The 23,209-nt window shown below is 65.1% G+C and carries 22 protein-coding genes; 2 read left to right on the top strand and 20 right to left on the bottom strand.

The window, feature by feature from the left end; translation table 11 throughout:
- Nucleotides 1-56: 56 nt before the first annotated feature.
- From ACZ9GA_RS11630 to ACZ9GA_RS11610, 5 genes are all read right to left on the bottom strand, one after another.
- Complete coding sequence (locus ACZ9GA_RS11630; protein ID WP_457362533.1) at nucleotides 57-1,910, bottom strand: ABC transporter ATP-binding protein; 1,854 nt, start codon at nucleotides 1,908-1,910, stop codon at nucleotides 57-59.
- A 114-nt stretch (nucleotides 1,911-2,024) separates the two neighbouring features.
- Complete coding sequence (locus ACZ9GA_RS11625; protein WP_457362534.1) at nucleotides 2,025-2,543, bottom strand: GNAT family N-acetyltransferase; 519 nt, start codon at nucleotides 2,541-2,543, stop codon at nucleotides 2,025-2,027.
- 87 nt (nucleotides 2,544-2,630) lie between these two features.
- Nucleotides 2,631-3,242 carry a dTMP kinase gene (locus tag ACZ9GA_RS11620; protein WP_457362535.1) on the bottom strand — a complete coding sequence of 204 codons (612 nt, stop codon included), beginning with the start codon at nucleotides 3,240-3,242 and terminating at the stop codon, nucleotides 2,631-2,633.
- 21 nt (nucleotides 3,243-3,263) lie between these two features.
- Nucleotides 3,264-3,977 carry a PA3715 family protein gene (locus tag ACZ9GA_RS11615; protein ID WP_457362536.1) on the bottom strand — a complete coding sequence of 238 codons (714 nt, stop codon included), beginning with the start codon at nucleotides 3,975-3,977 and terminating at the stop codon, nucleotides 3,264-3,266.
- A gap of 43 nt (nucleotides 3,978-4,020) precedes the next feature.
- Complete coding sequence (locus tag ACZ9GA_RS11610) at nucleotides 4,021-4,743, bottom strand: PA3715 family protein (RefSeq protein ID WP_457362537.1); 723 nt, start codon at nucleotides 4,741-4,743, stop codon at nucleotides 4,021-4,023.
- 583 nt (nucleotides 4,744-5,326) lie between these two features.
- Here ACZ9GA_RS11610 and ACZ9GA_RS11605 point away from each other — a divergent pair.
- Complete coding sequence (locus ACZ9GA_RS11605) at nucleotides 5,327-5,653, top strand: hypothetical protein (protein ID WP_457362538.1); 327 nt, start codon at nucleotides 5,327-5,329, stop codon at nucleotides 5,651-5,653.
- A gap of 153 nt (nucleotides 5,654-5,806) precedes the next feature.
- On the opposite strand, the gene ACZ9GA_RS11600 is transcribed toward ACZ9GA_RS11605, so the two are convergent.
- Nucleotides 5,807-6,007 (bottom strand): hypothetical protein, encoded by a 201-nt coding sequence (locus ACZ9GA_RS11600; protein ID WP_457362539.1) that lies wholly within the window; start codon nucleotides 6,005-6,007, stop codon nucleotides 5,807-5,809.
- 137 nt (nucleotides 6,008-6,144) lie between these two features.
- Nucleotides 6,145-7,347 carry an MFS transporter gene (locus ACZ9GA_RS11595; RefSeq protein WP_457362540.1) on the bottom strand — a complete coding sequence of 401 codons (1,203 nt, stop codon included), beginning with the start codon at nucleotides 7,345-7,347 and terminating at the stop codon, nucleotides 6,145-6,147.
- 138 nt (nucleotides 7,348-7,485) lie between these two features.
- On the opposite strand from ACZ9GA_RS11595, the gene ACZ9GA_RS11590 reads away from it, so the two are divergent.
- Nucleotides 7,486-8,370, top strand: coding sequence for a LysR family transcriptional regulator (locus ACZ9GA_RS11590; protein WP_457362541.1), 885 nt, complete (start codon nucleotides 7,486-7,488; stop codon nucleotides 8,368-8,370).
- 452 nt (nucleotides 8,371-8,822) lie between these two features.
- Here the strand turns inward: ACZ9GA_RS11590 and gspD are convergent, their stop codons facing one another.
- The 13 genes from gspD to potE form a co-directional block, all read right to left on the bottom strand.
- Nucleotides 8,823-11,087: a type II secretion system secretin GspD gene (gene gspD, locus ACZ9GA_RS11585; RefSeq protein ID WP_457362542.1), complete on the bottom strand. Its 2,265-nt coding sequence runs from the start codon at nucleotides 11,085-11,087 to the stop codon at nucleotides 8,823-8,825.
- Between the two features lie 2 nt (nucleotides 11,088-11,089).
- Nucleotides 11,090-11,647: a hypothetical protein gene (locus ACZ9GA_RS11580; protein ID WP_457362543.1), complete on the bottom strand. Its 558-nt coding sequence runs from the start codon at nucleotides 11,645-11,647 to the stop codon at nucleotides 11,090-11,092.
- The gene (gene gspM, locus ACZ9GA_RS11575) at nucleotides 11,644-12,243 is read right to left on the bottom strand and encodes a type II secretion system protein GspM (RefSeq protein ID WP_457362544.1); all 600 of its coding nucleotides are present in this window, start codon (nucleotides 12,241-12,243) and stop codon (nucleotides 11,644-11,646) included. Before gspM ends, ACZ9GA_RS11580 begins: the two co-directional genes overlap by 4 nt.
- Complete coding sequence (locus ACZ9GA_RS11570; RefSeq protein WP_457362545.1) at nucleotides 12,218-13,249, bottom strand: PilN domain-containing protein; 1,032 nt, start codon at nucleotides 13,247-13,249, stop codon at nucleotides 12,218-12,220. The genes gspM and ACZ9GA_RS11570 overlap by 26 nt, the downstream gene beginning before the upstream one ends.
- 11 nt (nucleotides 13,250-13,260) lie before the next feature.
- Nucleotides 13,261-13,986, bottom strand: coding sequence for a type II secretion system minor pseudopilin (locus ACZ9GA_RS11565; protein ID WP_457362546.1), 726 nt, complete (start codon nucleotides 13,984-13,986; stop codon nucleotides 13,261-13,263).
- Nucleotides 13,983-14,585 carry a type II secretion system protein GspJ gene (locus ACZ9GA_RS11560; protein WP_457362547.1) on the bottom strand — a complete coding sequence of 201 codons (603 nt, stop codon included), beginning with the start codon at nucleotides 14,583-14,585 and terminating at the stop codon, nucleotides 13,983-13,985. Before ACZ9GA_RS11560 ends, ACZ9GA_RS11565 begins: the two co-directional genes overlap by 4 nt.
- Complete coding sequence (locus ACZ9GA_RS11555; RefSeq protein ID WP_457362548.1) at nucleotides 14,582-14,944, bottom strand: type II secretion system protein; 363 nt, start codon at nucleotides 14,942-14,944, stop codon at nucleotides 14,582-14,584. The genes ACZ9GA_RS11560 and ACZ9GA_RS11555 overlap by 4 nt, the downstream gene beginning before the upstream one ends.
- Nucleotides 14,941-15,372, bottom strand: coding sequence for a GspH/FimT family protein (locus ACZ9GA_RS11550; RefSeq protein WP_457362549.1), 432 nt, complete (start codon nucleotides 15,370-15,372; stop codon nucleotides 14,941-14,943). Before ACZ9GA_RS11550 ends, ACZ9GA_RS11555 begins: the two co-directional genes overlap by 4 nt.
- Nucleotides 15,369-15,770, bottom strand: coding sequence for a type II secretion system major pseudopilin GspG (gene gspG, locus ACZ9GA_RS11545; protein WP_457362550.1), 402 nt, complete (start codon nucleotides 15,768-15,770; stop codon nucleotides 15,369-15,371). The genes ACZ9GA_RS11550 and gspG overlap by 4 nt, the downstream gene beginning before the upstream one ends.
- Nucleotides 15,771-15,779: 9 nt before the next feature.
- Nucleotides 15,780-16,985, bottom strand: coding sequence for a type II secretion system inner membrane protein GspF (gspF, locus tag ACZ9GA_RS11540; protein WP_457362551.1), 1,206 nt, complete (start codon nucleotides 16,983-16,985; stop codon nucleotides 15,780-15,782).
- A gap of 2 nt (nucleotides 16,986-16,987) precedes the next feature.
- Complete coding sequence (gene gspE, locus ACZ9GA_RS11535) at nucleotides 16,988-18,697, bottom strand: type II secretion system ATPase GspE (RefSeq protein WP_457362552.1); 1,710 nt, start codon at nucleotides 18,695-18,697, stop codon at nucleotides 16,988-16,990.
- Nucleotides 18,698-19,322: 625 nt separating this feature from the next.
- Nucleotides 19,323-21,617, bottom strand: a complete 2,295-nt coding sequence (locus ACZ9GA_RS11530; RefSeq protein ID WP_457362553.1) for an Orn/Lys/Arg family decarboxylase — start codon at nucleotides 21,615-21,617, stop codon at nucleotides 19,323-19,325.
- A complete protein-coding gene (gene potE / locus ACZ9GA_RS11525; RefSeq protein ID WP_457362554.1) occupies nucleotides 21,614-23,014 on the bottom strand; it encodes a putrescine-ornithine antiporter in 1,401 nt (466 codons plus the stop codon). Before potE ends, ACZ9GA_RS11530 begins: the two co-directional genes overlap by 4 nt.
- Between the last annotated feature and the right edge of the window lie 195 nt (nucleotides 23,015-23,209).

Here is a 23,209-nt window from a genome sequence, read left to right as displayed (position 1 = left end):
GTACCTGACGGCCAGCGCAGCCTGGCGGCAGCGGCTACGGAGGTCGGGGATTGGCGTTACTCCACGGCCTCCATCACGCCCTCATCCTCGCCCAGGAAGCCGCCGCTCTGGTGCTGCCACAACCGCGCATAAACGCCGTTGCGCGCCAGCAATTCAGCGTGCGTGCCCTGCTCGATGATCTGCCCCTCATCCATCACGATCAGCCGATCCATCGCCGCAATCGTCGACAACCGATGGGCAATGGCAATCACCGTCTTGCCCTGCATCATCTCGTCCAGGCTTTCCTGAATCGCCACTTCCACCTCGGAATCCAGTGCGCTGGTGGCCTCGTCCAGCAGCAGGATCGGTGCGTTTTTGAGCATCACCCGGGCAATGGCAATACGCTGCCGTTGGCCACCGGACAGTTTGATCCCGCGCTCGCCTACCAGCGTGTCGTAACCCGAGTGGCCGTCACGATCGCTCAGCTGACTGATGAACCCATCGGCTTGGGCATTGGCGGCTGCGGTGCGAATCTGCGCGTCGGTGGCGTCCGGCCGGCCATAGGCGATGTTGTCGCGAATGGAGCGGTGCAGCAGCGATGTGTCCTGGGTCACCATGCCCACGGCGCTGCGCAGGCTGTCCTGGGTTACCTCGGCGATGTTCTGGCCATCGATGCGGATGACGCCGCGGTCGACATCGTAGAACCGCAGCAGCAGGTTGATCAGGGTCGATTTGCCGGCGCCCGAGCGGCCCACCAGGCCGACTTTTTCGCCGGCACGAATGTGCAGGCTCAAGCCGTCGAGTACCTGGCGCTCGCCGTTGTAGTTGAAGCTCACCTTGTCGAAGGTAACCGCGCCGCCGGAGGTGGTCAGCGTGCCGGCGTCTTTGATGTCCTGCACCTTGGGCCCGCGCGTCAGGGTGGCCATGCCGTCCTGGACGGTGCCGATGTTTTCGAACAGCGAGGTCATCTGCCACATGATCCAGTGCGACATGCCGTTGATGCGCAGGGCCATGGCGGTGATCGCCGCGACGGCGCCGGTGCCGACCTGGCCTTGGTGCCACAGCCACAGGGTGTAGCCGCCCGCGTCCAGAATCAGGGCAACGACCAGCGCCTGGTTGACGATTTCGAACTGGCTGACCAGGCGCATCTGGCGGAAGCCGGTGTGTTTGAAGTCCTCCATGGCGGCGCGGGCAAATTGCGCTTCACGCTTGGAGTGCGAGAACAGCTTCACCGTGGTGATGTTGGTATAGGCGTCCGAGATGCGGCCGGTCATGGAGGACCGCGCATGGGCCTGTTCCTGCCCAACCTTGCCCAGGCGCGGCACGAAGTACAGCATCGCCAGCCCGAACAATACGATCCAGGCCAGGAAAGGCAGCATCAGTTTCAGGTCGAAGGCGCCAGCCAGGGCGATGATCGCGATGAAGTACACGCCGATGCCCGGCACGATCTCGATGATCGTGAACAGCACGTCGCGCACGGCCAACGCGGTCTGCATCACCTTGGTGGTCACCCGGCCGGAGAACTCGTCGGAGAAAAACGACAGGCTTTGCCGCAGCATCAGCCGGTGGAAGTCCCAGCGCAGCCTCAGGGGCAAATTGATCGCCAATACCTGGTGCTGCACCATCGTGCGCAGCGCCACCAGGCCGACGCTGGCCACCAGCACCAGGCCGATGCCCCACAGCACATGACGCTCCAGGCTTACGCCCTCGCCGCCTGCTTGCCAGGTGGACAGCAGGTCCACAACCTGGCCAAGGAAGGAAAACAGCCAGGCTTCGTAGATCGACACGCCGGCGCTGAGCAGCGCCAGCGCCAGCACGTAACCCCGTGCGCCTCGAGTGCAGGCCCACATGAATCGCGCCAGGCCCTCGGGCGGTGGCGGTAGTTCGTCAGGCGGAAAGGGGTCGAGCCGTTGTTCAAGCACGCGAAGCATGAGGGTCTCCATAATCATCCGATGCTGACGATTCTGCCATTTAACGAGCGCGTTGAGGCGTTTCGTGTGCCTGAACATGCGCGGAGTACATTTGTACTCCACTCCGAAAATGGCCTACGCGGGCAGCGCCAAGCGGTACCTCACCTCCTCCAATATCACGCCTCCCCGCTGAAGCGTGCGCTCGCTGCCGGTGTCCTCGACACACCCTGCCCTGCGGTAAAACCGGATGGCTCTGTCATTTCGGCTCAACACCCACAGCGTCAGATGCGCATGCCCTTGCTCCTGCAGGTACTGCACCCCTGCGTTCCACAAGGCCAGCCCGACGCCGGTGTGCCAATGGCTGGCCAGCACGTAGATGGCCATGACCTCGCCTGCGTTTTGCCCGGCGGCATCCTCGTCACGGCTGGCGCCCACGGATATCCAGCCGACCACGTCGTTGTCCACTTGCGCGACCCACAGGTTGGATTCGCCCGACTCGATCGATCGGCTCCAGAAGGATGCACGCTGGGCCAGGGATGCCTGCAAGGCATTTAGATAAGGGGCTGGCATCAGGTCACGGTAGGCTTGCTGCCAACTGCTGATATGCACTTGGGCGATGGCCTGTGCATCGGAGGGGAGCGCCCTGCGAATCATCGGTGCGGTCCTTGGTTGGGGATGAAAGCCTTATTGTGGCCCCCGCCGATGACGATACAAGTGTTGAGTGAGCGCCAGCGGTTTGGGTCAGCCAAGCCTGGTGGAAATCTCGGACACCACCTGCCTCACGGCCTCCTCGACGGTGCCTTCATTGCGACAAAGCACCCACCCCTGCTGCGCCGCGGCGAGCTCGAACGCTTGGGTCGCTGCGACTTGCTGCTCCAGATTGAACATCACCGTGCTCCCCAGCCCCCGCGTCCGTGCCGACGCCCTCGCCCATGAGATTTCAGGGGCAGTGACCACCCCGACCAGCAGGTCCGGCACACGCACGCCGTGCTCCAGGTTCAACTGCAGAATCTGCGCGAACGGCACCAGCCTGCGAAAGGCGGCATCCGAGGGATACCAGCGATCAATCAGAACAATACTGCCCGCCGCTTGCTGGGGCAGCACGTGCTGCGAGATCCAGGCCCGGCTTTGCGCCAGGCGCTCGCACACCCGCAGTTCAAGCTCACGGTCCGGGTTTCTGGCCAGCTGGTTGACCAGGGCCATGGTTTCGGCGCGATAAGGATCGTTGTTGCGCTCGCTGAGGCGGATCACCTTGCTGCCATTGGCCCGCAGTGCGTGGGTGATGGCCTCCAGCAGCGTGGTCTTGCCGGTGCCTTTGGGGCCATCCAGGGAAACAAACAGCGGGTGATTCATGCTTTCAATTAACGCCTGTGGTCAGAACGAATGCATCTGGTCGGGTATGGGGTACGTCGACCCGTTGTACTTCAAGGTGATCGTATCAACTCTTGGCGCACTGTTGTCATCCACACATTCCCCGCCACGGCGCAGGCTCTTGAGTTTGACGATCTCGGTGCGCACCACCAGGTCAGCGAACCCATGGGTGGTGGTACTGGCCATCTCGACGGTGCGCCGACGTTGCAGCCCTTCCCCCGTGCATTGCTCGGTGTCCCATTCGCCTTGCTGGCTTCGGGTGATCAGCCCGTCCAGCACAGGCCTCAGGTTGCGGCCTTCCTGGATGTACAGGGTCAACTGCTCGGCCGAGTAAGGGCTGTAGCTGGAGCCGTGCTCATATTTGGCCCGCAAGCCGAATGCCCGGGTGCTCGGGTTCAATACGTAGCGTGCGGTATCGATCGTCAGCCCCTGGAAGGCCACGGCATCGGAATTGTACAAGGCAGGCTGCTCGTAGGACGCCACCGGCGCCTGGCTGGTGGTGTCCTCAAGCTGCAGCGCCAAATCGTAGTCGCCGGTGTCGCCCGACGGGTCGGTCTTATCGGCGACGAAGGTCGTGGCGGTTCGGATGGTCAGCGTCGGCTTGGCGGGCCATACCTTGCAGGCAGCGCCCACGGCCAATGACGGTACGCATTCGGCGCTGGCCTGGGTGGCGATGAACAGCAAGGTGGTGAGGGTTAAGCGTGCATTTCTGTGCATGTCGACTGCAATCTTCCAATGATTTGAGTGTGGGTTGCCGGGTTTAGAAATAGCCCATGCCTGCCGCCAGGCGATACATGGACCCGTTGTAATGCAGGGTGGTCACTTCCACCGGCTCAGGCGTGCTTTTGATGTCGCAGGCATCCGGTTGGCCCACCGCACTCATTCGTACGGTTTGAGTGCGGACAATAAGATCGGCGAAGCCGTGGCTGACGCCTTTGCCGATTTCGACCGTTCGATGATGCTCGGCGCCCTCGCCCGTGCAGTTGGTCATGTCCCACTCGCCGGTCTGATCTTCCATGACCAGCCCATCCAGCACCGGGCGCAAGGTAGTGCCTTGCTGAATAAACAGCGCCAGCTTTTCAGTGGTATACGGGGTGGCCCTGGACTGGGTGTCCTGCAGCGCCCTCAGCCCGAACGCCCTCGTGGTTGGAGTCAGCACGTAGCGTGCGGTATCAAGGGTTACCTTGCGCAGGCCGACGGCGTCCGAGTACCACTGCTCGGGTTGTGTGTAGGTGGCAACCGTTGATTGGGTGGTTGTGTTTTCCAGTTGCAGCGTCAGGTCGTAAGTACCGCTGCCGCCCGTGGGGTCGGCCTTCTTGTCGGCCTTGAATGCCGTGGTCGCGTGGATAGTGAGCTCCGGCCTGGCGGGCCAGGCTCGACAATCGCTCAGTTCTGCGGGCGCGGGGCAGCCTGCATGAGCCCAGGGGGTGAACAGGGCGAGCAGACAACATGTGGCAGGGCCGATCCTTGGGGTGGAGTGCATGTGGCGGGGTCATCCATGGTGGTTTGAAGGGTGCGGACTTTAAGACGATGAAATGTTTGTCGCAATAGGCAGGCGTTCTCTGCCCGCGTAGGTTCTGTAGCCGCTGCCGACAGGCTGCGCGGGCCAGTGTGGGCGCAAGACATCTCCAGTGAGGTTGAGGGCCAGCGCAGCCTGCGGCAGCGGCTACGGTTCGCGGTGCGCAACCCCCTCGTTGCTGAGCTACAACACCTTTTTCAGCAGTCGCCATTATACTGTATGGACATACAGCCTGTGGATCGCTACAGTTCGCCATCACTGCCTGCTAAATGCACACCATCATCTGCGTCAAGGCAATCAAATGGAATCCCTACCCATTCAACCGGTCAATCAAGGAGAGCACATGACGACGATACCCCAAAGGAGGCACCCATGAGCCTTTCAATGACTATCATCACCATGATCGCCGCCTGGCTAGCGATTGCCCTTGCCATGCTGTGGGGGATCCTGCGGGTTGCCCGTCGGCGCGCCCCCGCTCCGCGCGTTCATGCGCAGCGCGTGGCACGTCCTCACGCATCGGTGTCCCTCTCTACATAGGGCTGACCTCATGCATCCCACCACGCCTGATGGCCGCTATTTTGTGGTCAAAGGTCAATTGTGGCGCTGCAGCAACCCCGCCCTGGACGCTGATACCCGGGACCACCTGGTGGCACAGCTGATGGCCGCCCGCCGTGCGGTGAAGATGGCCAAAGCATCCGATGCATCGGCCGACTTGGCCAAGGCCAGGGCCGCCGTCAACGATGCCAAGGTTGCGCTGGGCGAACGCGGGGCGGTCTGGTGGTGCGATGGTAGCCCGGACTTTAACCGCCGGCAGGTGACGAATACGCCTTACGCGCAGTGGTATGCCTGCCTGGACGGCGTCAAGCGTGACTAAAGGCAGGCATCGCCAGGCAAGCCCCCAGCCCGATCAGCGATCAATTCAGAACTTGGATGGCTGATCAGGTCAGCCTGAGCCTGGGGCGGATCAAGCGCTGAAATGCCAACTACAAAAAACCGGCCCTTAGGCCGGTTTCCTTCCACGCGCAGGTTATCTGCCCTCAGGCGTCCGATTGGCCAAGCGTGTGGAGCCCAGCATCGCAATGAACGGCCCCGCGACTGACTGGAATACCTTGGAGATAAAGCCGGCACTGCCAACGCCGGTCTGGCCCTGTGCTTCCAGGCGATTGATCCTGGCAATCATCCGCTCGATGTTTTCGCGGGCTCGTTTGCGGCGTCCGTTGCGTTTCATGTGGGGCTCCTGAATATCACCGGGTCAACGCTCGAAAGTGGAAAGCCCAGACCGTACCATCCTGATGCGCGTCATGACTAGTCCCCTCTCGCGTTCGCGGATAAGCGCGCTTCACCCACGGCCGTGTCATCGCTGCTTTAGGCAACGGCGACACGGCGGCGCACCGACATCCCTTGAACCAGCACCGCCAACACCGCCAACCCCGAACCGAGCAATGACATCCCCAACCAGCCACCCGCCGCCCACACCTGTGTGGCCACCGCAGCCCCCAGCGCGCCGCCCAGGAACATCGAGCCCATGAAGATCGTGTTCAGCCTGGCCCGTGCTGCCGGCATCAAGGCATAGATCAGATGCTGGTTGGACACCAACGCACTCTGCACGGCGAAGTCCAGCAAAATGCAGCCCACCACGATGCCGATCAGCGAGGTCCAAAGCCCCAGCACCAGCCAGGCCACCAGCGTCAGCACGCTGCCGACGATGATCACGCTGTGCGGGCCGCGGCGATCGGCGATGCGACCCGCCAGGGGCGCCGCCAGGATGCCGATGGCGCCGACGATGCCGAACATTCCGGCCGCCTGGGCGTTGAGTTCAAACCCTGGCGCTTGCAGACGCAGCGCAAGCACCGTCCAGAAGGCGCTGAAGGCGGCGAATAGCAATGCCTGGGTGATGGCCGCCACACGCAGCTCGGCGAAGCTGCGCCACAATTGCCCCAGCGAACCGATCAGGCGCAGGTACGACGTGCTGGCAGCCGGCACACTGCGCGGCAGCGTCAACGCCATCACCCCGCCCGCAGCCATCGCCAGCGGTGCGCCCAGCCAGAACATCGCGCGCCAGCCGTAGTGGGTGGCAACAAAACCGGACAGGGTACGGCTCAGCAGAATGCCGCACAGCAACCCGGACATCACTGTCCCCACCACGGCGCCGCGCCGCTCGGGGTGGGCCAGTTGCGCCGCGAAGGGCACGATCTGCTGGGCGACGGTGGACGCCATGCCCAGCAACAACGAAGCCACCAGCAACACCCCCGAGGACGGGGCCAGCGCAGCGGCGACCAGGGTGGCGGCCAGCACCATGAACTGCACAATGATCAGCCGCCGACGCTCCACCAGGTCGCCCAATGGCACCAGGGCGAACAGGCCGATGGCGTAGCCCAGTTGCGTGGCCGTCGGCACGTACGCCGTCAGGCTGCCCGGCAGGTCCGCTTGCAAAATGCCCAGCATGGGTTGGTTGTAATAGATATTCGCCACCGCAAGCCCCGCGGCCGCGGCCATGGCGAAGGTCAGCCCGGCGCTGATGTGCGGCGAAGCACTGTCCTGTTCTGCAAGCACGCCTGTGTTGCTCATGATCTGCCCCTGTGGGTTCGCCCGTTCCACAACCGCTCAGACGTTGAGGGCGCGCGGGCACTGGGGCAACTATGGTGCTATAACCGATTCCGGTGTAGACGTATAAACGGTTATGGCACTCTAACGGAAAACGAGACAATGAAACTGGAAGACGTGGAGGTGTTCGTCGACGCCGTGCAGGTCGGCAGCCTGGCCGGTGCCGCGCGCCGGCTGTCACTGACCGCCATGGCCGCCTCGCGCAGCCTCAACAACCTGGAAGCCGAACTGGGGATCCGCCTGGTGCACCGCACCACGCGCGCGCTGTCCCCTACCCGCGACGGCGAGATTTTCCTGCCCCACGCCCAGGCGCTGCTGGAAGGTCGGGACAATGCCATGGCGGCCTTGCGCCCCGATGGCGCAAGCCTGGCCGGGCACTTGCGCATCACCACCTCGGCGGCCTTCGGGCGCACGGTGGCAACGCCCATGCTGTGCGCCTTCATGCGTGAGCACCCGGCGCTGCACGTTGACCTGCTGATGACCGACGAGCAGGTCGATATTGTTGGCCAGGGCATCGACGTGGCCATTCGCATCGCACCGCTCAAGGACAACCGCCTGGTAGCGCGGTGTCTGGCTGACAGCCCGCGGGTACTGTGTGCAGCGCCCGCGTACCTTCATAACCACGGCACGCCACGGCGGCTGGCAGAGCTTGCCAGCCACAGTTGCCTGGTGACCACGGGCACGACCCATTGGGCGTTCAGCGCGGATGAAAAAAGCGTCAGGCAACGCATTGCCGGGCGCTTTACGGCCAGCTCGCTGGAAGGGCTGTTCACAGCGTGCGTGGGCGAGCTGGGCGTGGCCAATCTGTCGCGCTGGTATGTGGAGGCCGCACTGCAACAAGGGTTGCTGCAGGAGATTGTGCTGGAGGATGCGCAGCCTGAGCCGCTGGCGATCTGGGCGGTCTACCCGACCGCGCGCATGGTGCCGCCCAAAGTGCGCCGTTTCATTGAGGCACTGGAGCAGCATCTGGCCCTGGGTAATGCCTGATTCTGCGGGTGTCTAGCAGGGCCTCTCGCGAGCAAGCTTTGCTCCCACAGTGTCAAGGCTCGCATCGGTGTTTGCCACATCACTGTGGGACCGGGCGAAGCTCGGGAAGGGGCTTGCCAGGTAATCCGCGTTGCCTGTTTCCCGAGCTTGCGCCCGGTCCCACAAGAATCAGGCTCAGTTCAAGAAGCTTGCCCGAAACCATAGAATCTCCCACGGTATTGAGCAGGGCTATGGTAGCCGGCTTAAACACTGTGGGAGATTCTATGGTGTTGAGCAACCTGTGGGAGCGGGTTCTACCCGCGAAAAGAACACCGCGAAGTATCTGAAATACCGCGGTGCTTTCTTCGCGGGCAGAGCCCGCTCCCACAATGCCAATGCAAACAAGGATGTGAGCCTTGCCTCCGTGGGAGCAAAGCTTGCTCGCGAGAGGCCGGTGCAGGCGCGCCTCAAGGTCACAACCGCCCCGGCTGCAGCAGCTTGAACTGCCGCTGATACTCATCCGTCACTTCCCGCGCCTCACTGTTGTTGGTCACCACCCTGGGGGTGATCAACACAATCAACTCGGTGCGCCCCTTGGTGCGCGTGGTCGCACCAAACAGCCAGCCCAGCCCCGGCACCGAGCCCAGGAACGGCACTTTGCTCACCCCTTGGGCATCGTCTTGCTTGATCAGCCCACCCAACAGCACCGTCTGCCCGCTCTGCACCGCCACCTGGGTGGCAATCGAGCGCGTGGAGATGCGCGGGTTGACGTCCGTGGCCGTGGTGTTGCCGGCATCGCTGACCTGCTGCTTGATGTCCATGTACACCAGGCCACCAGGATTGATCCGCGGCACCACGTCGAGGATCACGCCAGTTTGCACGTATTCGACACTGCTCAAGGTGGTGTCCGAGGCAATGGTGTTCACCGTCGTCTGGCTGATCGGGATGTTGTCGCCCACCTGGATCTGCGCCTGCTGATTGTTCATCACCACCAGCGACGGCGCGGACAGCACCTGGGTCTTGCCGCTCGATTCCAGCGCGCGAATGGCGATTTGCAGGTTGTTGCCGACAAAGGAGTAGAACAGCGAGTCGGTCGCGCCCAGCCCGGCCCCGCCACTGCCCAGCGCGCCTTGGCTGCCGCCCACGTCACCGATGCCCGTGGTGGTGGAGTTGCCCGCAAGGCGCCCCAAATACCACTGCACGCCCAGGTCCAGCTCGCCGGTCAGCGACACCTCCAGAATCCGCGTTTCGATCTGCACCTGCATGGGCGGGTTGTCCAGGCGGCGAATGGCGCTTTCAATCTCGGCCCACTGGCTGGGCCGGGTGCGGATCAGCAACTGATTGCTGCTTTGCTGGGCCGTGATGCGGGTGCTGTCGTCCAGGCTCTTGCGGCCGCCGGTGTCGGTGTTGTTGGTGTCAGCGCCCTCGTCCGTGGCGGCCGCCTGGTTCTGCTGCCCGTAGTTCTGGCCTTGGTTGATACCGCCCTGCCCCAGATTGGTCGCCTGGCCCATGCCGTTGCTGCGGGTCAGGCTGCTCAACGTACCACTGCCCATGCCCGAGCCATTGGTGCCGCTGCTGCTGCCGATCGGCGTGCCCAGTGTGGTGGTGGTCATGCCCGGTGCCACTTCGGCGGCTGCTTCTTCCTTGATCGCGCCGGTGCCGTAGATCTGCCGCAGGTAGCGCGCCAGGTCGCTGGCCTTCATGTTGCGCACGTCGTAAACGTACAGCTGCGGCTCGTTACCGCCGCCGTTGTCGATGGTACGAATCCACTCGCCCACTTCCTGCAGGTACTGGGGCTGCGACGAGATGGCCACCACCGAGTTGGTGCGCTCGATGGGCATGAACCGCAGCATGCCGGCCAGGGGCGTGCCGCTGTCGGGGCCAAAGACTTTCTGCAACTCGGGCATCAGTTCCGCCACGGTGGCGCGCTGCAAGCCGAACACGCCGATGGACATGCCGCGCAGCCAGTCGACATCAAAGGTGTTGATGCTGGCCTGATAATTGGCCAGTTCATCGGCCGTACCGGCCATGCCCAGCACGTTGCGCGCCGGGTCCACCAGCAGGAAGGCGTTTTCACGGGCGAACGGCTTGAGCAGTTTCTGCATCTCCGGCGCGGAGATAAAGCGCAGCGGGAACAGCCGCACCGACAGCCCCGCCGCCGGTTGGCGCAAACCCATGGACGGCACCAGTTGCCCGGCCACCGCCTGGTTGGCCGGCAGGATCAGGTAACGGTCGCCCTGGCGGATCATGGCGTTGTTGGTCCAGGACAGCAGCGACTCCAGAATCGCCATGGACTGCGCCTTGTCCACCGGCTTTGAGGTAGAGAACGACACATCCCCGGTCACGCCCTGGGCAATGCTGTAATTCTCCTGCAACAGGTCGCCCATGATGGTGTTGATCACCGCGACGATGGATTGGTTGTTGAAGTTGAACATCACCCCGCCAGTGCCATCGCCCTGGCGCGTGCCCAGCGGCACCGGGCGCACGTTGCTGGGCACCGCGCCCTGCACGAAGCGCTGATTGCCCTGGATGATCTGCCGCTGGGTGCCGCTGGCGGTGCCCGGCGGATTGGCCACGGGGGGCGGCATGGGCGTGGCGCTGGCCGGTCCGCGCTGGTCACCGGTGCCGCGCAAGGCTTCGCGTTCCAGGCTGTAATCGTTGTCCAGGTTATGGGGCGAACTGCAGCTGGTCAGCAGCACCGCCAGCACGAGCAAAGCCGGAACCAAGGATGGTGGCATATTCAATGACCCCCGGGGGCAGGCGACGAATGCGCGGGCCTGTCCAGCAGTATGGACGACGGCGCAGGCGTCATTGGCATATTTGGCAGGCGTGGCGACGGCAACAGCAGGCGCCGTTGCTGGCCGTTGAGTTCCAGCTGCACCGCTTGGGCCTCGACCCGTTGCAGGCGCCAGCCGTTGGTGAGTTGCGCGCCTTCGCGCAGGCTGACGTCACGGCCGTCGGCCTGCTTGAACAGCGCGCGGCGCACGCTGCCGTCGATAACCACGCCGGTCAGGCGCAGGCCGCTGAGATCGGGGCTGGCCTGGGGAGTCTGGGCAGCCTTGTCCGGCGCCCGGTCGGGGCTGAACAGCGGCGTCTGCCAGGTGGCGGCCAGGGCCTGCAAGGACGGCGTCGGCGCGGCGTGCGGGGCATCGACAGGCGTTGTCGGGGCCGTTGCAGGCAACGCTGGCGGCCAGTGCGGCTGGCTGCCCACCCCCGTCCATAACCACGCCACCGCGGCCGCCAACAGCAGCGCCAGCAAGCCCAGCGCTTGCACCCGGGGCTGCCGCCAGGCGCTCATTGCGCGGGCTCCTGGGGTGGAGCCGCCAGGTAGCCGCCGACCAGCATGTGCACAGTCAGGCGCCCGGCCCCGCCGCTGGCAGGCGCATGGGTGGCGCGGCGGATGTTCAGCTCATCGACAAACAGCGGTGGCTCGGCCGACTCCAGTTGTTGCAGCAACACCATCAACGGCTCGATGCCGCAGTCCAGGTCCAGGCTCAGGCGCGCCTGGCGGAACGGCGTGGCGGCCTGCTCCTGAGTGACGATGGGCATGCGCTGGGTCAGCACGCAGCCGGCGCCGCGGTTGGCATTGGTCTTGATGCGCTGGGCGAGGTTCTGCATCAGGTCGGCCGCCACGGCGCTGGGGTCGTCGCCTGCCAGCAGCCCCACTTCGTCGCCCTGAACGGCTTCCAGTCCCTGTTCCAGTTGCTGACGCTGGGCCAGCAATTGCTGGTAGTGCTGACGCTGCTCGCCCAGCGTCTGCATCTGCTCATCGATGTCTTGCAGCGGGGCAATGAACAACGGCACCACCAGCAGCCAATAGATACCCGCCACCACTGCAGCCAGCAGCAGCCAGGCGCCGATGCGCCGCTCACGGCTGGTCAGGGTGCGGCGCATCGCCGGCCTCGCTGCGCGCTTTGGCGCGCAAATAGAAACGATCGCGGCCGCTGGCCTCGTCCGGTTGGATCACGCCCTGGTACTGGGCGTCGACCAGGTGGTTGCAGCCTTTGATCTGGCCGATCAGGGCGCTGGCGCGGGCACTGAGGCCGGCCATGTCCACCTGGCCGTCGGCATGGATTTCCAGGCTCTGCAGCCAGGTGTCGCGGGGCAGGCACGTGGTGAGCTCGCTGAGCAGCAGCGCCCGCCCCGGCTGCGCCAGGCGGCGCCGGGCAATGAACTGCGCGGCGCCCTGGGCCTCGTCGAGGTGTTTGCGCAAGGCGGCGACTTCGGCGGCCTGGGTACGCAGGTTTTGCACCTCGGCGTGCATGGCTTCCAGGGCCTGGGCGCGGTTGTGTTGCCAGGTCAGCGGGATAGCGGCCAACAACACCAGGCACAGCGCACTCAGGCCCAGGGTCAGGTGCCGCCCTTGGGCACTGGCCACCGCCTGGTGGGCCGAGGGCAACAGGTCAAAGCCGGTGGCCAGGCCCTGATCGTCCAGCAGGTGAATGCCCGACACCAGCCACCCCCGCGCCTGGCATTGGCCCAGGCAATCCTGCAGCCAGTCGCGCCGCACCAGGGCCAGGCTCACCCACAACTGATCGCCTGACACGGCTTCCTGGCGCACCGCGTAATGCACCTGCTCGGCGGTGAACGGCGTGAAGCGGTCGAGCTCGAACTGCATCAGTTGCGACAAGTCGCGTCCGGCCGCCAGGGGCAGCGCCAGGCGACGGCTCAGGGCGAACGCGGCCGGCAGCTCAAGCACCACCCGCTCGCCTGGCGTGCCGTTGTCAGTGCCCAGCGGCCAGGCAACAGGTCGCGGCGCCCGGCCGGGTTGCAGGCCACGGCGCACGGCGGCCGGCAGGCTGGCCACCAGTTCGCGGCCCCAGGCCCGAAAAAATGCTTGTACACCGCTTCCCTGCCAACGTCGTTGCCATTGCTCCTGCCACAGGGTTACACCGCGCATGGGCCAGGGTCTCACGGGTTGTAGCGCACGATTCTGAAGGGACGCGCGCCGTTCTCCATCGGTGACATTAGCACCGTGCTGTCGACCACGGCGGTGAATCCGTCGGGTAACCGCGCTTGGCTGCGAATACTGAGGATCTGCCCGGGGTCAGCGCCCAGCGCGGCCACCTTGGGCAGGCTCAAGGCACGTTGCAGCACTGGGGTGGCGAACGCCGGGTCGGGGCTTTCCTGACCGCTCCACACGGTGACCTGGTCGAGCAGCGCCTGATACAGCCGAACGTTCATACCGGGCAGATCGCGCAGCTCCTCCAGCGCCCGTATTGGCGGCTGGTTGCCGTCGCGGCGCTGCTCCAGTGCTTGGGCCAACGCCTGGCTGCTGGCGGGCGCGGCGCCCAGCACCTGCAGCAGCCGGGCGAAGTCCGTGGCAGGCGCCGCGTTGAGGTCAAGCTTGCCGCGTTCACTGCGCACGCTGACCTGCAGCGCCGCATCGTCAAAACGCAGCGCTTGCTCGCGGCCATCTGCCAGCCAGCGCCGCTGGCCATCGCGATCGCTCAACGCGCGCACGGCCAGGTTCAGACCGGCTTCGGCGGCCAGGCTGGCGCGGGTGTGTTCGCGCTGCCACAGGCTCAGCCGCGCTTGCTGACGCACTTCCACCACCAGCCCGGCCAGCAGCATGGCCAACAGCGCCATGGCCCACAGCACCAACAGCAGCGCCATGCCGCGCTGACGGCTGCTCATTGCGCCCCCGCCTGGTCACTGAGCTCCAGGCGCAGCGCCACCACCTGCGTGGCCCACGGCACCGGGCCACCGTGGGCCAGTTCGATGCGCACCGCCTGGGGCAGGCGCGTCGGCCATGGCCAGCGCGGCAGCCAGGCCGTGGCGCGGCCGCGCTCGTCACGGCCGCGATAGCTCAGGTGCAGGTCGCGCACGTTGTCCAGCAGTACCTGCGGCTGCCCCCAGGGCTTGAGTTCGCCGCGCAGCAGCTGGGTAAAGTGCACTTGCAGGGTGTGCTGAACCAACTCCACGGTGTGGATCTGAATGCCGCCGCCCAGGGCGCTGTCCAGGCCGGCGGCGAACACCAGCCGCTGCGGCTCGCCGTCGAACACCCGTGCCTGCTCGTCGTTGTCCAGCCCCACTGGCAACGCGCCTTGCAAGGCGCGCTGCAGAAAATTCTGGCTGGCGCGCATCTGCTCAAGCTGCTGGCTGAAGCGTTCGCCCTTGGCCAGCGCCCGGTTGGCGCCGATCAAGGCCGTGCCCAGCAACCCCATCAGCACCGCCAGCAACGCCAGGGACACCAGCATTTCCAGCAGGGTGAAGCCCTCGGCCAGGCGCCTCACCGCTGGGCATCCAGATCGGCCTGGGCCTGCACCGCCAGCGTGCTCAGGCGCAGGCTGCGGGTGCCTTCGCGCACGTGCAGGTCGATGCGTAGCAGTGGCAACAGGGTGGCCGAGCCGGGCTCGCGGCTGACGCGCAAGCGCCATTGCACACCGTCGCTGCTGCCTTGGCTGTCCCCGGGTACCCAGCGTTGATCACGGCGGGCATCGATCAAACTGCGCGCCACCAGACTCAGGTGATCACTGGCGCGCACCTGCTCCAGGGTCCGCGTCGCCTGCCCGAAGGCCACCAGCAGCACCGTGCAGCCCACGGCAAACACCGCCAGGGCGGCGAGCATCTCCAGCAGGCCGAAGCCCTTCATGGCAGCACCTGCAAACGCACATCGCCCAGCAACCAGCTAACGTCGATGCGCCACCGCCGCTCGCCACGGGCCAACAGCAGATTGCCGCCGCTGGAACTGCCGTCCGGATAGAACGCCACCGCCGGCCCCAGATCGGCGGCCGTGGTCAGTTGCAGGGCCAGGTCGGCCGGCCAGCGCCCTTGTGCCTGGCCAGGCGCCTGAAAGCGGTGGCCCGGCAGGTCGAAGCGCACCTGCGCGGGCACGCCACTGAGCACCGATTGCGTCCGGGCCTGGCGCAGCGCACCCACAATGTCGCGCAGTGCCTGGCGCTCACGGGCCGCCTCCATCCCGCGTCCCAGGCCCACGCCCAGCACGCCCAGAGCCACCGCCATCAGGGCGATCACCAGCAACAGCTCCAGCAAGGTGAAGCCGGAACGGAGCGTGTTCATTCCCAGTTGCCCAGGTCGGCGTTGTAGCCCTCGCCGCCCGGCTGGCCGTCCTGGCCGAAAAAGATCAAGTCGAAGCTGCCGTGCTGGCCGGGGTAGCGATAACCGAAAGCGTGCCCGAACGGGTCCTTCAAATCCGACGGCTTGGCATACGGCCCCGCCCAGTGACTGGCGCCGGCGGGCTTTTCGACCAACTGGTTCAAATCCCGCGGCGGCGCGCCCATGTCCAGGCCGTAGCTTTCGACTTTCATCGACAGGCTGGCCAACTGCGCCTTGCCCGCGCCGTACTTGCCCTTGTCGACATTGCCGCCCACCTGGCGCACCACGATGGTGGCGACGATGCCCAGCAGCACAATCACCGCCAGCATCTCCAGCAGGGTAAAACCGCGTGACTGCTTCATGTTCAGCCCTCAGATATTACTGGTCAGGCTCATCAGCGGCAGCATGATGGCCAACATGATGAACGCCACCATTACGGCCATGACAATGGTCAGGGTGGGCACCAGGGCGGCCAGCAGGCGGGCGATGCTGCGCCGCGCCTCGGCATCGAACACGTCCGCCACCTTCAGCAGCATGGTGTCGAGCTGGCCGGCCTCCTCGCCTACCTGAATCATCTGCACCGCCAGTTCCGGCAACAGGTTGTCGCGGCTCAAGGCCAGGGTCAGGGAGTCGCCGCCCTTGACCTGCTCGGTGGCCGCCTGCACCTGGGCACGTACGGCGCGATTGCTGGCCACTTCGGTGGCGATGCGCAGCGCCGCCAGCAGCGCCACGCCGTTGTGCAGCAAGGTCCCCAAAGTACGCGCCAGGCGCGCCGCTTCCAGGCGCTGCAACAGGCCGCCCACCACCGGCCAGCGCAGCAGGCGCCGGTCCAGCGCCTGACGCCGGGCCGGGTCACGGGCCAGGCGCCGCCCCAGCAACGCCAGGCCGATCAGCAGCGCCAGCACCAGCAGGCCAAAGCGATTGAAAAATTGCCCCAGGGCCAGAATCAGTTCGGTCACCAGCGGGATCGGCACGCCCAGGTCCTGGAAGATCGGCACAAATTGCGGCACCACATACGCCAGCAACAACACCAGCGAGCCCAATACGCCCACCACCAGGAACGCCGGGTAGATCAGTGCGTTGATCACCTCGCCGCGCAGGGCCTGGCTGCGTTCCAGGTAGTCGGCCAGTTGCTGCAGGCTGTCCTGCAAGGCCCCGCCCGCCTCGCCTGCGCGCACCAGGCTCAGGTACAGCGGGCTGAACTGCGCAGGCTCCAGGGCCAGCGCCGCCGACAGCGGCTGGCCGGCCTTGACGCCTTCGCGCACGCGGGTCAACAGCGCGCGCACCGGTGCCTGACCTTTGCCAGGCTGGTGGATGAGGATGCCCAAGGCGCGGTCCAGCGCCAGGCCGGCATGCAGCAGAATCGCCAGCTGTTGCGTAAAGGCCACCAAGGCAGCGGCATTCAGCCCGCGCCGTGGTTGCCAGGCCAGCCAGCGCCCGCCCGCCGGTTCGATGTGCAGCACCAGGGCGCCCTGGCGTTGCAGGTGGGCGGCCAGCGCCTCGCGATCGCGGGCCTCTTGCACGCCCTGCTGGGGGCTGCCATCGCTGTCGAGGATGCGGTAGCGGAAACTGGCCATGGTCACTCGCTGCGCGTGACGCGCAGCACCTCTTCCAGCGAGGTGATGCCCGCCAGCGCCTGGCGCAGGCCGTCTTCATACAGGGTGCGCAGGCCGCCCCGGCGTGCGGCCTGCTCCAAGGTGGCGGCGTCGGCGTGGTTCATCAGCAGGCCGCGCACCTCCTCATTCATCACCAGCAACTCGGTGATGGCGCAGCGGCCGCGGTAGCCGCCGCCGGGCGCATCGCTGCGGGGGCGGTACAACAGAATCGGGCGCTGCGTGGTGTACCGCTCCAGGCCATGCTCGGCCACCAGCGCGGGCGGCGCTTCAAAGGGCTCGGCGTACAACGGGTCAAGGCGCCGCACCAGGCGCTGGGCCAGAATGCCGATCACCGTGGAGGCGATCATGTAGCTTTCCACGCCCATGTCCAGCAACCGGGTGATGCTGGCGGCGGCACTGTTGGTGTGCAGCGTCGACAACACCAGGTGGCCGGTGAGCGAGGACTGGATGGCGATGCGGCAGGTTTCCAGGTCGCGCATCTCGCCGATCATGATCACGTCCGGGTCCTGGCGCACGATGGAGCGCAGCGTGGCGGCGAAGTCCAGGCCGATGGTCGGCTTGACCTGAATCTGATTGATGCCCTCGATCTGGTACTCCACCGGGTCTTCCACGGTGATGATCTTGCGCTCGCTGGTGTTGAGCCGGGTCAGCGCGGTGTACAGGGTGGTGGTCTTGCCCGAACCGGTGGGGCCGGTCACCAGCAGAATGCCGTGGGGCCGGTCCAGCAGCGCCAGAAAGCCCTGTAGGCGTTCGCCATCGAAGCCCAGGCTGGGCAGGTCGAAACTCACGGTCTGGCGGTCCAGCAGGCGCATCACCACCGACTCGCCGAAGCTGGTGGGCACGGTGGACACCCGCAGGTCCAGCTCGCGGCCCTGCATGCGCAGCATGATGCGGCCGTCCTGGGGCAGGCGTCGCTCGGCGATGTCCAGGCGAGCCATGATCTTGACCCGGCTGATCACCGCCGGCGCCGAGGTGGTGGGCGGTGCCTCGCCGTCCACCAGCACACCGTCGATGCGGTAGCGCACCTTGAACTGGCTTTCGAAGGGTTCGATATGGATGTCCGAGGCACGCTGTTCCACCGCCCGTTGCAGGATCAGGTTGACCATGCGGATCACCGGCGCCTCGCTGGCCAGGTCCTTGAGGTGTTCGATGTCATCGGCCTGCTCGCCCACGCCGTCGCCCAGGTTTTCGATCAGGCTGCCCATGGCCGAGCGGCCCTGGCCGTAATAGCGCTCGATCAGGCTGTCGACGTCGCTGCGTGTTCCTACACAGCACCGCACCGGGCACTGGCAGGCGAAGGCCACCGCGCGCAAGGGGTAAGGGTCAGCGGGTTCGGCGAGCAGCATGTGCAGTTGGCCGTCCTGCCAAGCCAGCGGCACCAGGTGATGGTGGCGCAAAAAGCGTTCACTCAGCGGTGGCAAGGGCGCCAGGGTGTCGGGCGCCTGTTCGACGTCCTGCAGCGGCACGTCCAGCACGGTGGCCCAGCCACGGGCCAGTTCCTGCTCGGAGACAATGCCCAGCCGCGTCAGCAGCCCCGGCAATGCCAGACCGTCGCTGCCCGGTGGTGCCAGGCGCGTGGCGCGTTCCAGATCGGCGGGTTTGAGTCCCGCATGCCGCCCCAGCCATTGGCACAGGGCGTCGACCGAGCCCGCATCAGGACTGGGGGGGACCACTGCGCCGGGCGGTAGGCCGCCCGCCCTGGGTTGCATCGCCATGTTGGTTTGCCGCTGTCGTGGGCTTTTGCAGGTGCTGTGACTGGATACTCAATGTAGCAGCTGCCGAAGGCTGCGTCGGGCCAAACGCGGTGTTCCTGACGAACCGCAGTGCCCGTGACGCGACCTGGCGGCCGCTGCTACAACGTGTGGGAGCGGGTTCTACCCGCGAACAGAACACCGCGAAGTATCTGAACCACTGCGGCGCGCTCTTCGCGGGCAGAGCCCGCTCCCACATCAAGACAGTTGATGCTTCAGGACGGCGTCGCCTGCATCGCGGCCAAGGCCGGCTCCTACCACGGACCGCGTAGGAGCCGACCTTGGTCGCGATGCAGACGACGCGGATTCAAGACAGTTACTGCTACAGAAGCGGGGTACACACTGTGGGAGCGGGTTCTACCCGCGAAGAAGGGCACGCGCACTTCCTAATATGCCGCGGTGTGCTTTTCGCGGGTAGAACCCGCTCCCACAAAGACAGTTGCCGCTACAGGACGGCGTTGTCCGCATCGCGGCCAAGGCCGGCTCCTACCATGGACCGCGTAGGAGCCGACCTTGGTCGCGATGCAGGCGACTCGGTTTCAAGACGCTATCCATGCTCGCTAAGCACCAACAGATAGTAATCCCCCTCCTCGCTCTCAATGCCATGGGTATCATGGGTAAACCCCGGAAACGAGCGATCAAACGCCTCCAGCGCCCGCAAGTACGTCAGCACCGGCCCTTGCAGCTCGCCCACCTTCTCCCCCGGCATCAGCAGCGGAATCCCCGGCGGGTACGGCACAATCCCCGTGGCCGCGATCCGCCCCGCTGCCTGCGCCAGGCTCACCCGCTCCACCTGATTGCGCACCAGCTTCTCGTACGCCTGCACCGGGCTGAACACTGCCTCGGGCAAGGTCCCGAATGCCTGCGCCATGGCGGCCGTGGTCTTGTGCTGCTTCATGGCGGCGAATATCTCGTCGGCCAGGTCCTTGAGGCCCATGCCGGCGTAGCGCTGTCGATGCGCCGCCAGCAGGTCAGGCAGGCACAGCTCCAATTCCAGGTTGCTGTCGTAGTCACGCTTGAAGTCGAGCAAGGCATTCACCAGCGTCCCCCACTTGCCCTTGGTGATGCCGATGGAAAACAGGAACAGAATGGTGAAGTCAGTAGTCTTCTCCACCACAATGCCCTGGCGCCCCAGGTAGGCGGTCAGCACGCAGGCCGGGATGCCGGTCTCCAGCAGGCTGCCATCGTCACCCATGCCGGGGCTGAGCACCGACACCTTGATAGGGTCGAGCATGCAGTAGCTGTCTTCGATGTCGCCGAAGCCGTGCCACACGGCGTTGGGGTGCAGCACCCAGCACCGCGGCTCGGTTTTGAGCAGCACGGGGTCCACTTCGTGGAACGCCACGTCCAGGCCATCGACCTTGACGCTGGGCGGCTGCCAGCAGGCAAAGAACCAGTCATCGTGGCTCAGCAGGTCGCTGTGCATGCGCGAAATCACCTGGCGAAAGGCAATGGCCTCCTCGATGGATTCGGTGGTCAGGATCTCACCCGTGGGCGCTTCCATCATGGCCGAGCTGACGTCGCACGAGGCCATGATCGCGTAGTTGGGCGAGGTCGACGCGTGCATCATGAACGACTCGTTGAAGCGCCCATGGGGGATGGGGTTGCGGCCGTCACGCACGTGAATCATCGACGCCTGTGACAGCGCCGCCAGCAGTTTGTGGGTGGACTGGGTGGCGAACACCGTGGGCCCCGTCGTGTCATGGTCGGCCGGGCTGCCGTGCATGGCAAAGCGGTCGCGGTACAGCGGGTTGAACCGCGCGTAGCCGTACCAGGCTTCGTCGAAATGCAGGCGGTCGACGCTCTGCCCCAGCAGCCCTTCCACGCGGGTGACGTTGTAGGTCAGGCCATCGTAGGTGGAGTTGGTGATGATGGCGTGCACCGGCGCCGGGTCAATGCCGCTGTGCACCAGCGGGTTGTTGGCGATGGCCTGCTTCACGCCCTCGGCGCTCAGCGTCTGCGGCAGGATGGGGCCGATGATGCCGTAGCGGTTGCGAGTGGGCACCAGGTAGGTGGGGATCGCGCCGGACAGGGTCATGGCGTGTTCGGCGGACTTGTGGCAATTGCGGTCGCACAGGGCGATCTGGTCGCGGGTGACGCTGGCCATCAGGATCACCCGGTTGGACATGGATGAACCGTTGGTGACGTAATACGTACGATGCGCGCCGAACACCTTGGCCGCATAACGTTCGCCCTGGCCGATCGGGCCGCTATGATCGAGTAGCGAGCCCAGTTCGCCCACCGAGATCGACAGGTCCGAACGCAGCAGGTTTTCCCCGAAAAACTCGTAAAACGCCCGCCCTGCCGTGCTTTTGAGGAACGCCGTGCCACCGGCATGCCCCGGCGTGTGCCAGGAATATTCATACGAGCGGGCAAAGCGCAGCAGCGCGCCGAACATGGGTGGCAGCACCGCCTGGCGATAGCGCTCGATGGCAGACAGAATGCGGCCACTGAGAAAGCGACTGGTGTCCTCCGGCAGCCAGATGAAGTCATCGGCGTGCTGCATCACGATCAACGGCACGCTGGAGGCGGTACTGCGGTCACTGATCAGGAACACCGGCACCCGTGTGTTGCGCTGACGCAGCGCGGTCAGCAGGTCGATGCAGGCCTGATGGCCTTCGCTGGTGTCCATCTCCCAGCTTAGCAGCACGCACTGGATGGCCGGGTCGGTGCGCAGGATCGAGGTGGCGTCGTTGAGGTTTTCCGACACCAGCACGCTGATGGCGCGTTCCTCCACGTCGCTGATCAACTGATTCAGGGCGCGGCCGAACACACTGCGCTTGTCGGGCGGCGGGCTGACCAGCAGCGCCAGCATGCCCAGCAATTGTCGATATTCGCTCATGGGTGCACCTCGTTGCTCAAGTCATTGACCGGGATCGCCTGGCCCTGGATGTGGCGGGCGGCGACGGTCTGGGTGGGCACGCTGTTGTTCAGCGCTTCCAGGCGGATCAACCGGGTGTTAACGAAGCCGAACAGCGTGTAGCCGACGATGGTGGCCACGCCGCCCAACATCAGCGCCTGGGCACCGGAGCTGTACAGCGCCAGGTAGCTGTAGGCCGCGGCAATGCCGGCGACGATATTGGTGATCAGCGCCTGGCGCGCCGGCACGTTGGAAATCTTCTGCAGCGTGGTCAGCGTGGCCATGGACAGGATGTACGGCACCAGGTTGGTGACCACCGCCAGGTTGACCAGGGTGTCGAACTGCTTGGCAAGGTCCGGGCTGATGGTCAGGAAGGCCATGGCTGTCTGGATCGCCAACAGAATCAACATGCTGATGATCGGCACGCCATGCTGGTTGGCCTTGGCGAAGATGGGCAGAAAGTAGCCGGTGTCCGCCGAGCTCTTGAATACCTGCGCCACGGTGAACTGCCAGCCCAGCAGCGAACCGATGCAGGCCAGCACCATCAGGCCCATGACCAGGTCGCCGATGGCGGGGTTGAACATCTTCGCGAACACCAGGCCGAATGGCGCGGTGGAGGACACCAGCTCGGCGTTGTCGACAATGCCGGCGATGACGTTGGTGGACACGATGTAGATCACCGCAGCGCCGAGGGTGCCGCCCAGCACGGCGATGGGCACGTTCTTCTCGGGGTTTTCCACGGCGTCGCCGTTGGCGCACGCCGACTCCAGCCCCAGGAAGGCCCACAGGGTGATCGCCACCGAAGCGCCGGCCGCCTCGTACCAGGTCTTGTCGTGGGGGTTCCAGCCGGCGGCATAAGTGCTGCTGTCAAACCAGAACCAGCCCACGGTGGACACCAGCACCACCGGAGCAATCACGCCCCACACCGTGACCGCGCCAATCTTGCCGGTAATACTGGCACCGCCGAAGTTGGCGAAAGTGGTCAGCCACAACAAGCCGATAGTGGCCAGGCCGACTTGCAACGAGTCCAGCTTTATATCAAACAGCGTCTGGATATAACCGACCGCTGTAATACTGATCGCTACATTGGCAATCAACAGTGAAAGGCCATAGGTGTAGTTGGTGATGTAATTCCCGGACTTGCCGAACGTATATTCCGCATAACCGCCCATGCCCCCGGTTTTGCGGCTCAGCATGCCGCAGCGCGCGAAGGCGTAGGCCAGGGCCAGGGAGCCGGTGGCCGTAATCAGCCAGGATAAAATCGAGATGCCGCCGACTTCGGCCAGTTTGGTGGGTAATAGCACAATGCCGGAGCCGAGCATATTGACGGCGGTCAACATCGTGAGTTGTACAACACTCATTTTCTTTGCACCTGTCATCTCGCTTTCCTCGCTGGATTAGGTGACCCAGTAGGCATAGCAGAACAACTAGTTAAATGAGAATTATTTTTTGTCACACCCCCGTAGCCGCTGCCGTCAGGCTGCGCTGGTCAGCATGAACACTGAGGATGTGCAGCGACCACAACGGCCAGCGCAGCCTGCGGCAGCGGCTACACTGCCTGCATCATCAAGCAG

It is taken from the genome of Pseudomonas sp. TE3644 (assembly GCF_056278815.1).
Note: the sequence above shows the minus strand (reverse complement) of the source record. Positions and strands in the feature narration are given on the sequence as shown.